The sequence below is a fragment of the Caballeronia glebae genome, assembly GCF_001545035.1.
GTDB classification, from domain to species: domain Bacteria; phylum Pseudomonadota; class Gammaproteobacteria; order Burkholderiales; family Burkholderiaceae; genus Caballeronia; species Caballeronia glebae.
Genome location: NZ_FCOJ02000043.1, coordinates 1 through 12755 on the forward strand (window position 1 = coordinate 1; position 12755 = coordinate 12755).

At 63.4% G+C, this 12755-nt stretch carries 10 protein-coding genes; 6 read left to right on the forward strand and 4 right to left on the reverse strand.

What is annotated here, in order from left to right; translation table 11 throughout:
* Positions 1-127: 127 nt before the first annotated feature.
* Both purU and AWB82_RS25085 read right to left on the reverse strand, forming a co-directional pair.
* Positions 128-1003, reverse strand: coding sequence for a formyltetrahydrofolate deformylase (gene purU, locus AWB82_RS25080; protein ID WP_086972069.1), 876 nt, complete (start codon positions 1001-1003; stop codon positions 128-130).
* Between the two features lie 117 nt (positions 1004-1120).
* Positions 1121-2032, reverse strand: coding sequence for a choline sulfate utilization transcriptional regulator (locus AWB82_RS25085; RefSeq protein ID WP_086972070.1), 912 nt, complete (start codon positions 2030-2032; stop codon positions 1121-1123).
* 108 nt (positions 2033-2140) lie between these two features.
* Between AWB82_RS25085 and betC the strand changes: the two genes are divergently transcribed.
* From betC to AWB82_RS25100, 3 genes are all read left to right on the forward strand, one after another.
* Positions 2141-3676: a choline-sulfatase gene (betC, locus tag AWB82_RS25090; RefSeq protein WP_086972071.1), complete on the forward strand. Its 1536-nt coding sequence runs from the start codon at positions 2141-2143 to the stop codon at positions 3674-3676.
* A 41-nt stretch (positions 3677-3717) separates the two neighbouring features.
* Entirely contained in the window at positions 3718-4665 is a 948-nt protein-coding gene (locus AWB82_RS25095; protein WP_086972072.1) for a choline ABC transporter substrate-binding protein, read from the forward strand.
* 263 nt (positions 4666-4928) lie between these two features.
* Positions 4929-6077: a porin gene (locus tag AWB82_RS25100; protein ID WP_086972073.1), complete on the forward strand. Its 1149-nt coding sequence runs from the start codon at positions 4929-4931 to the stop codon at positions 6075-6077.
* On the opposite strand, the gene AWB82_RS25105 is transcribed toward AWB82_RS25100, so the two are convergent.
* Together AWB82_RS25105 and AWB82_RS25110 are read right to left on the reverse strand one after the other, a co-directional pair.
* On the reverse strand, positions 6074-7063 hold the full coding sequence (locus AWB82_RS25105) for a GlxA family transcriptional regulator (protein WP_086972074.1): 990 nt from the start codon (positions 7061-7063) through the stop codon (positions 6074-6076). The two genes, AWB82_RS25100 and AWB82_RS25105, sit on opposite strands and share 4 nt — an antisense overlap.
* 119 nt (positions 7064-7182) lie before the next feature.
* Positions 7183-10251: an acetoacetate--CoA ligase gene (locus tag AWB82_RS25110; protein WP_086972075.1), complete on the reverse strand. Its 3069-nt coding sequence runs from the start codon at positions 10249-10251 to the stop codon at positions 7183-7185.
* A 46-nt stretch (positions 10252-10297) separates the two neighbouring features.
* Here AWB82_RS25110 and AWB82_RS37270 point away from each other — a divergent pair, with 46 nt between their 5' ends.
* From AWB82_RS37270 to AWB82_RS25120, 3 genes are all read left to right on the forward strand, one after another.
* Positions 10298-10573 carry a hypothetical protein gene (locus tag AWB82_RS37270; RefSeq protein WP_143756840.1) on the forward strand — a complete coding sequence of 92 codons (276 nt, stop codon included), beginning with the start codon at positions 10298-10300 and terminating at the stop codon, positions 10571-10573.
* Positions 10574-10779: 206 nt separating this feature from the next.
* A complete protein-coding gene (locus AWB82_RS25115; protein ID WP_086972076.1) occupies positions 10780-11721 on the forward strand; it encodes a choline ABC transporter substrate-binding protein in 942 nt (313 codons plus the stop codon).
* Between the two features lie 94 nt (positions 11722-11815).
* Positions 11816-12745, forward strand: coding sequence for a BKACE family enzyme (locus AWB82_RS25120; RefSeq protein ID WP_086972077.1), 930 nt, complete (start codon positions 11816-11818; stop codon positions 12743-12745).
* The last annotated feature ends 10 nt before the right edge of the window (positions 12746-12755 follow it).

The window sequence follows — 12755 nt, forward strand, 5'->3', positions numbered from 1 at the left end:
TCGTTCGATTCCTTGAATCAACGTTTGCCCCTCCTGCCCGGATGACTCGCGCAGAGGGTATTTCAACAGGCTGCTAGTCAACAACCACACGAACACGAAATCCGGCGAAAGCAAACCACGCCAACGCTCAACGCAAAACCACCGTCCGCTCTCCATTGATAAACACCCGCCGCTCGATGACCGCCTTAACGGCCCGCGCAAGCGTAATACATTCGACATCGCGCCCGGTAGCCAACAACCGCTCCGGCCCATAAGAATGATCGACCCGTTCGACTTCCTGCTCGATGATCGGCCCTTCATCGAGATCGTCGGTGACGAAATGCGCCGTCGCGCCGATGAGCTTCACCCCGCGCGTATGCGCCTGATGATAAGGCTTCGCGCCCTTGAATCCCGGCAGAAACGAATGATGGATATTGATCGCGCGCCCCGCGAGCTTGCGGCTCGTCTCACCCGAAAGAATCTGCATATAACGCGCGAGCACCATCAACTCCGCGCCTGATGTCTCGAATAGATCGAGCACGCGTGCTTCCTGCTGCGGCTTGGTGTCGGCGGTGATCGGCAGATGATGAAACGGCAAGCCGTGCTGCTCGGCCAGATGCGCGAGATCCGTGTGATTCGACCCGATGCCGACGATATCCATCTTCAGCTCGCCCATGCGCCAGCGGAACAGCAGATCGGCGAGACAGTGCTCCAGTTTCGACACCATGAGCAGCACCTTCGGCCGCACGGCGAGATCGTGCATTGCCCAGGACATCGAGAAGCGCGCGGCGATGGGCTCGAACTCGCGCTTGAGCATCGCGAGATCGAGCGCGTCGTCGGCACGCGCGCCATGAAACACGCAGCGCACGAAAAAACGCTCCGAGAGATCGTCGTCGAAAACCGTGAGCTCGTCGATATAGCCGTGATGCCGCTCCAGAAAGCCGACGATCGCGGCGACCTGCCCCGCCGCGCTCGGGCACGATACGGTAAGCACCAGTTGATCAAAGCGGGAATCGGCTGCCATGCGTGCTCCACATTCGAATGGTTGCGGCCGCGAAATGCGGCGAGCGTACGCGCTAGTAGAACAAACGCACGCGTGTCCCGGCTAGAAGCGAACCGCCGCGCCGATAGTACGAAAGCGTCAGCCGGCGACGTCGCATTCGTCGAGCAGCCACTCGCTGAACGCCCGCACCGCGGCGGACGGCTCGCGCGGCGTGACGAGCACGTAGCCGCGATCGGTGACGAGCGGCGCATCGCAAAGCGCGACGAGCTGGCCCGTCGCGATCAGTTCGTCGATGAGCGGCGCCCAGCCGAGCGCGACGCCCTGGCCCATTACCGCCGCGTGCGCGACGAGCGCGTAGCTGTTGAACGTGAAGCCGCCCTGCGTCGGCGGCGCGGCGAGGCCGTGCGCCTCGAACCACGCGCTCCATGAAAGCCAGCGTTCGGGCAGCGTGGGTTCGAGATGCAGCAGCGGTAGCCCGAGAAGATCGGCGGGCGATACAGGTTCGCTTCTGTCCGCGATCAGCGCCGGGCTGCACACGGGCATCACGCGCTCGGCGAAGAGATTCACGGCGCTTTTTCCGCCCCATTCGCCATGCGTGTCGCCGAACACGATGTGCACGTCGGCATGATCGCCCGATGCGCCCGGCAGGCTCTGCGACGTGATGATCTTCACGTCGACATCGGGCATGAGCGCCTTGAACTGCGGCAGGCGCGGCATGAGCCAGTATGTGGCGAAGCCGAAGTCGGTCGAGAGCGTGAGCGTGCGTTGCGCGTGACGCGAGCGAATGTCCGACGTCGCCGCGCGGATAACGTCGAGTCCCTGACGCACCGCATCGAAAAGACGCGCGCCGTCATCTGTCAGCGTGACGCCGCGATGCCCGCGCTCGAACAGCGCCGCGCCGAGCGACTCCTCCAGTTGCACGACGCGCTGACTCACGGCGGGTTGCGTCGAGCCGAGTTCGCGCGCGGCGGCCGTGAAGCTCGCGAGACGCGCGGCGGATTCGAACATCAGCAGCGCCTGCATCGGTGGCAGGCGTTCTGGCCGCAACATAAGTGCCCCTTATATGCGCATAACGAAATGCCGTCTTCACAGCCGCGATTTGAACGGCAATAGTGACGTCGAACGATCAGTCAACGATTCTATTCGAGGCACGCAGTCATGCTTGAGACAAAACAAAATATCCTTGTGCTGATGGCCGATCAACTCACGCCTTTCGCACTCGCCGCATACGGCAATCGCGTAACGAAGACGCCGCGCATCGATGCGCTCGCGCGCGAAGGCGTCGTGTTCGAATCCGCGTATTGTGCAAGCCCGCTGTGCGCGCCGTCGCGCTTCTCGCTTCTCGCGGGCAAGCTGCCTTCGAACATCGGCGCATACGACAACGCCGCCGAATTTCCGTCCGAAACGCTAACCTTCGCGCATTATCTGCGCGCCGAAGGCTATCGCACGATTCTCTCCGGCAAGATGCATTTTTGCGGCGCGGATCAGTTGCACGGCTTCGAGGAACGTCTCACGACCGATATCTATCCCGCCGATTTCGGCTGGACGCCCGACTGGCAGAACTTCGATGCGCGCCCGAGTTGGTATCACAACATGAGTTCCGTGATCGACGCGGGCCCGTGCGTGCGCACGAATCAACTCGACTTCGACGACGAAGTGACCTTCACGGCGCGTCAAAAGCTATTCGACATCGCGCGCGAGCGCAGCGCGGGCAAGGACGCGCGTCCTTTCATGATGGTCGCGTCGCTCACGCATCCGCACGATCCGTACGCGATTCCGCGCAAATACTGGGACCTGTATCGCGATGAAGACATAGACATGCCTTCGTATCGCGATTCGCTCGATGCCTGCGATCCGCATTCGAAGCGCCTGCGTCATGTGTACGAAGCGGACCGCACGCCGCCGACGGAGCGGCAGATTCGCAACGCGCGCCGCGCCTATTACGGCGCGGTGTCCTATGTCGATGACCAGTTCGCGTCGATCCTCGAAGCGCTCGAACAAACCGGACTCGCGGACGATACGATCATCGTCGTCACGTCGGATCATGGCGAGATGCTCGGCGAGCGCGGCCTCTGGTACAAGATGACGTTCTTCGAAGGCGGCTGCCGCGTGCCGCTCATCGTGCATGCGCCGAAGCAGTTTCGCGCGCATCGCGTGAAGGATTCGGTTTCGCATCTGGACGTGCTGCCGACGCTCGTCGAACTCGCGCGCGGGCAAGCGCCGCAGTCGTGGCCCGATAGCGTGGACGGTCACAGTCTCGTGCCGCATTTGCGCGAGACCGGCGGACATGACGAAGCCATCGGCGAGTATCTGGCGGAAGGCGCGATCGCGCCCATCGTGATGATCCGGCGCGGCCGTTTCAAGTTCATTCACACGAGCGTCGATCCCGATCAGCTTTACGACGTACACGCTGATCCGTTCGAGCGCGAGAATCTCGCAAGCGATGAAGCTCACGCCGCGCGCGTGGCCGAATTCCGCGCGGAGATCGCGCGCCGCTGGAATCTCGACGCGTTGCATCGCGACGTGCTGAAGAGCCAGCAACGCCGCCATTTTCATTTCGACGCGACGACCCGAGGCACGATCCAGTCATGGGACTGGCAACCGCACGTCGATGCGAGCCAGCGCTACATGCGCAATCACATCGATCTGGACGACCTCGAAGCGATGGCGCGCTTTCCCGCCGTCGAGCACTGACACATCGACAGCATTCCCCACACACACGACAGGAACGCACCATGAAAAAGGGCTTCATTCACGCGCTCTTCGCCGCCGCGCTGGCTTGCGTGGCTTCTCATGCGTTGGCCGCCGAGCCGCAGTCCTGCACGCAGGTGCGCATGGCGGGGCCGGGCTGGACCGACATCGACGCGACCAATGCGATGAGCGGCATCGTGCTCAAGGCGCTCGGCTATCGGCAGAACATCGCGAACCTGTCGGTGCCGATCACGTATCAGGGCATGAAGAAAGGCCAGATCGACGTGTTCCTCGGCAACTGGATGCCCGCGCAGGCGCCGCTCGTGAAGCCGTTCTTCGAAGAGAAATCGATCGACGTGGTGCGCCCGAATCTCTCCAACGCGAAGTTCACGCTCGCCGTGCCCGACTACGTGGCGGCCGCGGGCGTGCATTCGTTCGCGGACCTCGCGAAGAACGCCGACAAGTTCGATAACCGCATCTACGGCATCGAGCCGGGCGCGCCGGCGAATCAGAACATCAAGCGCATGGTCGACGAAAAGGCGTTCGGCCTCGGCGACTGGAAGCTGGTCGAGTCGAGCGAGACCGCGATGCTCACGCAAGTGGAGCGCGCGGTGCGCGACAAGAAGTGGATCGTGTTTCTCGCGTGGGAGCCGCATCTGATGAACACGAAGTTCAAGCTCGCCTATCTCGATGGCGGCGACAAGTACTTCGGCCCGAACTACGGCGGCGCGACGGTGAACACGGTGGCGCGCAGCGGCTACGAGCAGCAATGCCCCAACGTGAGCCGGCTCTTCAGGCAGATGGCGTTCAACGTCGATCTGGAAAACGGCGTGATCACCGAGGTGCTGGAGAAGAAAACCAACGTCGATGCGGCCGCCACGGATGCGCTGAAGCGTCATCCGGAACTGCTGAAGTCGTGGCTCGACGGCGTGAGCACGGCGAGCGGCGGCAACGGGCTTGCGGCCGTTCAGACCGCGCTCGGCGTGAAGTGAGAAGCGTCGGCGTCCCGCCGTCGATGCGAAGCCTTATGCCGTGGTAGTCGCAACTGGGCAGATTTGCGTCGCACCGGGTCGAGCCGCGACATATATGGAACCTTATTTTTACAACGTCGACGCGACGCTTCTTCGCATCCGATAGCAGATCGAACGCGGTCTTCGGCAATCTCAGCTTGCGATATGTCTTCACGCCGCGCGCGCGAGGCGGGGCACCGCTTACTCCAACGCAATACACATCAAGACGAGCAAAGGACCAGCACATGAGAAAAGGACATGCCGCAAAGATCGCAGGCCTCGCGTTGGCAACGGGCGCGGCGAGCGTGCCGATGGCGGCGCATGCGCAAAGCAGCGTGACGCTCTACGGCATTCTCGATGCGGGCGTCACGTGGGTGAGCAACACGGGCGGCTCGCACGTGGTGAAGTTCGACGACGGCATCTCCTACGGCAACCGCATCGGCTTTCGTGGCGTCGAAGATCTGGGCGGCGGACTGCAGGCCGTCTTCGTGCTCGAATCGGGCTTCCATCTCGGCAACGGCCAGTACGCGTTCGGCGGCGCGGAGTTCGGGCGTCAGGCGTATGTCGGCCTGAAGAACCAGTGGGGCACGGTCTCGCTCGGCAATCAGCTCGACATGACCGAGGAGTTCGTCTATCTCTACAACATCTCGGCGTGGGCGAGCGGCTACGCGATTCACCAGGGCGACTTCGACCGCATGAACGGCGACCGCCTGCCGAACTCGATCAAGTTCCTGTCGAACAACTTCGGCGGCTTCACGTTCGGCGGCATGTATTCGTTCGGCAATCAGGCGGGTGACTTCCATCGCAACAGCGCGTGGAGCGTGGGCGCGCACTATGCGGCGAACACCTTCAATGTCGGCGCGGCGTATACGCAACTGAACAACCCGAACGGCATCTACGCGTTCGATCCCTACGCGATGATCGGCGCGCGCACGTTCCTCGGGCAACCAACCGTATCCGTCAATCCGACGACCGGCGCCGTCACCGATCTCTATAGCTCGAACGCGTTTCCCGTCGACAAGCAAGGCGCGTTCGCGGTGGGCGCGGCGTGGACCATCGGCAACCTGATGCTGTCGGGCAACTTCACGTACACGACCATCAAGGGACTCGGCCAGACTTCGCACATGCAGGTGTATGAAGGCGGCGCGTCATACAGCTTCATGCCCGACCTGAGTCTCTACGGCGGCTATCAGCACACGCGCTTCGAAGGCAATCACTGGAATCAGGGCTCGCTCGGGCTGCACTATCTGCTCTCGAAACGCACGGACGTGTACGTCTCCGGCGACTATCTGCGCGCGTCCGGTCCCATCGATGCGGTGATCGGCTATAGCTTCACGCCGTCGTCGTCGAATACGCAGTCCGACGTGCGCGTCGGCATGCGGCATTCGTTCTAAGCGGCGGCGAGCCGCGCGGACGGGACGGCGCGCAATGCGCTGCGGTCCTGCCGCGGGCTCGTGTTAAAGCGCGCGCGATACGTGCGCGAGAAATGCGACGGCGATTCGAAGCCGCACGCGACACATACGGCAAGAATGGACATGTCGGTCTGCTGAAGCAGTTCGCGTGCGCGTACGAGGCGCAGGCCGAGATAGAAATGCGTCGGCGTGTCTTTCAGCGATGCGCAAAAGAGCCGCTCCAACTGACGCCGCGTCACGCCGATGAACTCCGCGAGCGCATCCGGCGGCAGCGGTTCCTCCATGTGCTGCTCCATCAATTCGATTACCTGGATCAGCTTGCGATTGTGGATGCCGTAGCGCGCGGCGATCTGCATGCGCTGGTGATCCGAGCGCTGCCTGATGCGCCCCAGCACGAACTGCTCCGACACCTGTGCCGCGAGCGCCGCGCCGTGCTCGCGCGCGATCACGTCGAGCATCAGATCGATCGATGCCGTGCCGCCCGCGCACGTGATGCGGCGCGTGTCGATCTCGAAGAGTTCCTGACTCGTCGCGATGCCCGGATAACGCTCGGCGAACGCCGCGGCCGCTTCCCAGTGCAGCGTCGCGCGCTTGCCCGCGAGGAGCCCGGCTTCCGCGAGGATGAAGCTGCCGGTGTCGATGCCGCCGAGCGTCACGCCCGCGCGATCGAGCCGCTTCAGCCAGTCGCCGATCGCGCGCGTGTAGCGCGAGAGCGGCTCGAAGCCGGACACGACGAACACGGTGCGCGCGTCGCTCACCTGATCGAACGCGCTCTCGGCATTAAGCGTGATGCCGTTACTCGCGGCGACCGGGCCGCCGTCGATGCTGAGAATGTGCCAGCGATACAACTCGCCCGCCAGATCGCCCGCAAAGCGATTGGCGACTCTCAATGGCTCGATCGCGGACATGAATCCGATCGACGAGAATTCGGGCAGCAACAGGAAATGGAAATCGTGGGGAGCGGACATCGGAAACGATCGATAACGCCGGGTCGATAGCAAGCCGTCCACGGTAACAAGCGCAAAAAACGCGCGCAATCCGGCGCGCCCCGTAGGGCGGCCGGATTGCGGCGTCAAGACGATGCGGTCTAGGCGCTCGCGAGCGCGTTCGTGAGCGTCGCGGCGACGGCGACGAGATGCGGCTCGACCACGAGATCGGTGTGTCTGCCGAGAACCGGCATCACGCGCACGCCGTGCTTCGCGACGCGCTGCCAGACCGGCAGCGGATCGCTGCGCGATTCGTCGAGCAGGGTCGCGCGCACGTAGACGATCGGGCCGCCTTCATAACGGCGCGGCCTGTAGGTCGCCATCGCGACGCTCATCGAATCGCGCACGCGCTGGAGCACGGGCGGCAGGTCGGCCACGTCGTCGGCGGGCCGCTGCGTTTGGCGGCCCATGCGCACGCGCACGCGGTCGGTGATCGCCGCCGCCTTGCCGCGCACATAGCCGATGCGCTCGCCGGCTTCGAGCGAACGCAATTCACGCAGACGATCGACGACCACGCCCGCCTGATAGCGCGTCCACAACGTAAAGGGCAGGCAGTGCGTGTGGATGTAGGTATCGAGCAGGCAGAGCATCTCGATCTTCTCGCCCGCCGCGACGAGTTGCTGCGCGATCTCGAACGCGATCAGACCGCCGAACGAATAGCCGACGAGCGCATACGGACCGCTCGGTTGCACTTCGCGCATGCGCAGCACGTAACCTCGCGCCATTTCTTCGACGCTCTGTTGCGGCGCTTCATCGCCGTCGAGACCGAGCGCCTGCAGGCCGTAGACGGGCCGCTCGTTTTGCACCATGCCCGCGAGCGTCAGGCACTCCATCACCGAACCGGTGATGCTGTGCACCATGAAGATCGGACGGCCGATGCCCGCGCGCATCTGCACGAGCGTGGAGTCGGCGGCGCGCGTGTCCGGATCGGCGGCGAGCACGGCGGCGAGGCGTCCGATGGTCGGCGCGACGATCATCGTCGAGAGCGGCAGTGCGCGGCCGCTCGCGCGCTGCACGTCGGCGAGCATGCGAGCGGCGAGCAGCGAATGGCCGCCGAGTTCGAAGAAGTTGTCGTCGCGGCCGATCGGCGAGAAGCTGAAATGCTGCTCCCAGAGCGCGCACAAATACGCTTCGATCTCGCCGATCGATTCGCCGGGCGCGGGCAGTTCGCGCTTCACGCGCGTGAGCGAAGGATGCTCGCGAATCTGATCGAGACAATCCGGATTGGCGAGGGACGACACGTTGCGCGCGGGCAGGCCATTGACGGCATCGCGCGCGGCCGCTTCCGAGGGCTTGTTGTTGTGCGTGACGGGCAGGCCGTCGACCCGCACGATCACATCGGGCACGAGCGCGGCGGAGCCCTGGCGCGTGAGGTCGCGGCGCACGCGCGCGGCGAGCGCCGCGTTCAGTTGCGCGCCGGGCCGCAGCACGAGCAGGAGCACGATGCGTTGACCCGCGTCGCCAGCGTTGGCGCCGGTCTGGGCGACGACCATCGCGTTCCGGATCTCGTGGATCTCGCTCAGGATGCGGTAGATTTCGCCCGGACTCACGTTGATGCCGCGCACGTTGAGCACGCCGTCGCTGCGCCCGTGCAGGCGCGCGGAGCCTTGCGGCGAGAACTCGATCACGTCGCCGTGCGTCCACACGCCTTCGTTGGCCGCGAAATACGCCTTGTGAAAGCGCGAGCCGTCGTCGTCGCCGAAGAAACCGAGCGGCCGCGACGGAAACGGATTCGTGCAGACAAGCTCGCCCGGCATGATCGTGCTCGCGCCCTGATCGAACGCCTGCACGTCGAGACCGAGGCTCCTGCATTGCGCTTCGCCCGCATAGACGGGCAGATTCGGGTTGCCCAGCACGAAGCAGCCGATGATGTCCGTGCCGCCTGAAATCGATTGCAACTGCAACGGCTTCACGTGCTTGTAGACCCACTCGAACTGCGAGTCGTAGAGCACGGCGCCGGTGGACATCATCGCTCGCAGCGCGGAGAGATCGAACTGTTCGCCCGGCTCGATGCCCGCGTCCTCGCTCATCTTCAGATAGGCGGGACTCGTGCCGAAGACGGTCGCGCGCTCGTTGGCGATGAGACGCCAGAGCGTATCGACGGCGGCGACGGGGCCGTCGTAGGTAATGATCTCGACGCCCGACGCGAGCACCGACATCTGCCAGTTCCACATCATCCACGAACAGCTCGTGTGGAAGAAAAGCTTGTCGCCGGGACCGAAGTCGCTATGCAGGCGATGCTCCTTCACGTGTTCGAGCAGCGTGCCGCCCGCGCCGTGCACGATGCATTTCGGCTTGCCGGTCGTGCCCGACGAAAACATGATGAAGAGCGGATGGTTGAACGGGAAACGCTTCCATGCGAAACGCATCGCGTCGCCGTGCGCGACCAGCGCGCGCAGTTCGTGCTGGCGCTGCGTCACCGTGCTCGGCAGTTCGGTATCGTCGAGGCAGACGATGTCGGTGAGCGAGGGCAGTTGCGCGGCTACCGCGGCGACGTGCCCGGAGAGCGAGCCGCCCGTGTCGAACGGACGCTGCATCGTGTGCGCGAACATGAACTTCGGATCGAGCGGGGCGAAGCGATCGAGAATCGCCTGCACGCCGTTCTCAGGCGCGGCCGTCGAGAGCGTCGCGCCGAGCGCGGTCACGGCGAGCGCGGCGGTGATGGCGTCGCAGTCGTTGCGCATGATCGCGACCACGCGATCGCCTTCCCCGAGGCCGAGTTCGGCGAGCGCCTGCGCGAGACGCACGACGCGCTCGCGCAATTCGCCGCGCGTATAGCTCAGGCGGCGACCATCGGCGAAACACGAGGTGATCGCGGGCGCGTCGTCGGGCGCGATGCGTTTGCCGAGCAGATTTTCGGCGTAATTCAATTCGACGTTGGGGAAAAACCGCGCCGTTTCGCACTCGTTGCCAATGCAGACCGGTTCATCGGAGCCGGACCATTCGAGTCCGTGCGCCGATTCGAGAAAGCATTTCCAGAATTGGCGATATTCGCGGACCGAATAAGCGTGCAATTCCGAATAATCGGCGAAGCGTTCGCCGGCTGCCTTTTCGAAAGCCTGTGCAAAGGCCGTCATGCGCGATGCGGCTATCCGTTCGGCGGAAGGCAGGTGAAGTGGTTCGCGCGCATAGAGCCGCGCGCTCTCTCCGATGGCGTCTTGACGGTCCATTATCCAGGCACCTTAGTTTTGGACGACGTGTAATGAACGGCTACGTGTGTTCGGCAAACTTCGCGGCAAAGCCCTTCGCATCAGGCTTTCTGTTTCTTTCAGCCGAGTCGCCGCCGAGACGAGCTATCTCTTTGCGGAACATTACCCGGCCCTAAGTCTTCGCTATGTGCGACCAACCACAGAGGCCGTGGCGTTTCGGCAAAGATTGATCTTGCACAAGCGCCTCGGCCATGCTTCGGATTACCTAACAGCGGAAAAACTACTGCTTTCGCACGGACTGTTCATTCCAATTCGTGTTTACGCCACCGTGCGATTCTTTTGAATACGAGAAGCGGTTATTACAATTTGCTTTCGACGACATGCGATGTCGATGCGAACGGACATACGCGAACCGGATAACGGGGCAGGTCGCAAGCAGTCAAGTCGCGGTCGCACGCGGGCGTTCGGGCGCTTTTATGCGGCGGTACTTTGTATGCACGCCGGCACTCGAACCGGCGCATCGGTTCAACCCTCAACGGAAGGCTCGCAATGAGACAACGCTTGATTTCCACACTGCTTTTCGCCGGCGCGTGTGCGCTCACTCAGCGTGCGCACGCGGAAGACGCGAGTTGCCGCACGGTGCGCTTCGTCGATATCGGCTGGACCGACATCACGTCGACGACGGCGCTTGCTTCGGTCGTTTTCGAGGGGCTCGGATATGCGCCTCGGACCACGGTCGCGTCGGTGCCGATTTCGCTCGCGGGCCTGAAGAGCAAGCAGATCGACGTGTCGCTCGGCTACTGGTGGCCGGTGCAGCAGAAGGCGGTCGAGCCGTTCCTCGAAGCCAAGAGCATCGAGAAGCTGGAGCCGCCGAATCTGTCGGGCGCGAAGGCGACGCTCGCCGTGCCGACCTACGCGTACGACGCGGGCATCAAGACGTTCGCGGACATCGCGAAGCATCGCGACGAGCTGGGCGGCACGATCTACGGCATCGAGCCGGGCAGCAGCGCGAACGCGAAGATCCAGAAGATGATCGACACCAACCAGTTCGGGCTCGGCGGATTCAAGCTCGTGCAGTCGAGCGAGGCGGGCATGCTGGTGACGGTCGAGCGCGCGATTCGCGAGAAGAAGCCGGTGGTGTTTCTCGGCTGGGAGCCGCATCCGATGAACATCCAGATGAAGATCAATTACCTCTCTGGCGGCGATGAAGTGTTCGGACCGAACTACGGAGAAGCGCGCGTCTATACGCTGACCAATACGGATTTTCTGACGCGTTGTCCCAATGCAGGGAAGTTTGTTTCCAATTTGCGTTTCACGACCGATCTTGAGAACCGGCTCATGCAGCCGGTCATGAACAAGGAACGGCCTCAGGAAGCGGCCAAGGCTTATCTCAAGCAGAACCCGCAGGTGCTGGACGCGTGGCTTGCAGGCGTGAAGACGGTTGATGGCAAGGACGGGTTGCCGGCGGTTCGGCAGTATCTGGGGCTTTGAAGCGTCGCTTGACGGGGCTTCGATTTGAAGTAAATCGAAGCTAGCCGGAAGATAAACAAAGGAACCCTAACAAAATCGAGGAAAGAGAACGGCCATGAATTACGAAGTGATAGTAACGTGCGCAGTAACCGGCGCTGGCGACACGACCGGCAAGCACCCTGCAATTCCCGTCACGCCGAAGCAGATAGCAGAGTCCGCGATAGAAGCGGCCCGCGCGGGCGCAACCGTTGCCCACTGCCACGTTCGCGATCCGAAAACGGGAAGAGGCAGCCGCGACCCCGCGCTGTACAGGGAAGTCGTCGACCGCATCCGCTCATCGGATACCGATGTGATCATCAACCTGACGGCGGGCATGGGCGGCGACCTCGAAATCGGCCCGGGCGAAGACCCGATGCGCTTTGGCCGCGGCACCGATCTCGTCGGCGGCCTGACGCGCCTCGCGCACGTCGAAGAACTGTTGCCCGAAATCTGCACGCTCGACTGCGGCACGCTCAACTTCGGCGACGGCGACTACATATACGTATCGACGCCCGCGCAACTGCGAGCCGGCGCGAAGCGCATTCAGGAACTCGGCGTGAAGCCCGAACTGGAGATCTTCGACACGGGCCATCTGTGGTTCGCCAATCAACTGCTGAAAGAAGGCCTGCTCGATAATCCGCCGCTCTTTCAGCTTTGCATGGGCATTCCGTGGGGCGCGCCGCCCGACACCGGCACGATGAAAGCGATGGTCGACAACATGCCGCCCGGCGCGCACTGGGCGGGCTTCGGCATCGGCCGCATGCAGATGCCGATGGTCGCGCAAGCGATGCTCCTCGGCGGCCACGTGCGCGTCGGCCTGGAAGACAACCTGTGGCTCGATCGCGGCGTGCCCGCGACGAACGGCGCGCTCGTGCAGCGCGCGGTGGAAATCATAGAGCGACTGGGCGCGCGCGCGCTCACGCCGGCGGAAGGCCGCAGGAAACTCGGTCTCCCGGCGCGCGGCGAACGCCCGCTGGAAAAACGCATCGCGGAACAATTCGCCTGAACTGACAAGG

Excerpts from the sequence above, each read along its gene's own strand:
- betC (WP_086972071.1), top strand. The coding sequence starts at position 2,141 with ATGCTTGAGACAAAACAAAATATCCTTGTGCTGATGGCCGATCAACTC.
- purU (WP_086972069.1), bottom strand. The coding sequence starts at position 1,003 with ATGGCAGCCGATTCCCGCTTTGATCAACTGGTGCTTACCGTATCGTGC.
- AWB82_RS25110 (WP_086972075.1), bottom strand. The coding sequence starts at position 10,251 with ATGGACCGTCAAGACGCCATCGGAGAGAGCGCGCGGCTCTATGCGCGC.
- AWB82_RS25085 (WP_086972070.1), bottom strand. The coding sequence starts at position 2,032 with ATGTTGCGGCCAGAACGCCTGCCACCGATGCAGGCGCTGCTGATGTTC.
- AWB82_RS25100 (WP_086972073.1), top strand. The coding sequence starts at position 4,929 with ATGAGAAAAGGACATGCCGCAAAGATCGCAGGCCTCGCGTTGGCAACG.
- AWB82_RS25105 (WP_086972074.1), bottom strand. The coding sequence starts at position 7,063 with ATGTCCGCTCCCCACGATTTCCATTTCCTGTTGCTGCCCGAATTCTCG.
- AWB82_RS25095 (WP_086972072.1), top strand. The coding sequence starts at position 3,718 with ATGAAAAAGGGCTTCATTCACGCGCTCTTCGCCGCCGCGCTGGCTTGC.
- AWB82_RS25115 (WP_086972076.1), top strand. The coding sequence starts at position 10,780 with ATGAGACAACGCTTGATTTCCACACTGCTTTTCGCCGGCGCGTGTGCG.
- AWB82_RS25120 (WP_086972077.1), top strand. The coding sequence starts at position 11,816 with ATGAATTACGAAGTGATAGTAACGTGCGCAGTAACCGGCGCTGGCGAC.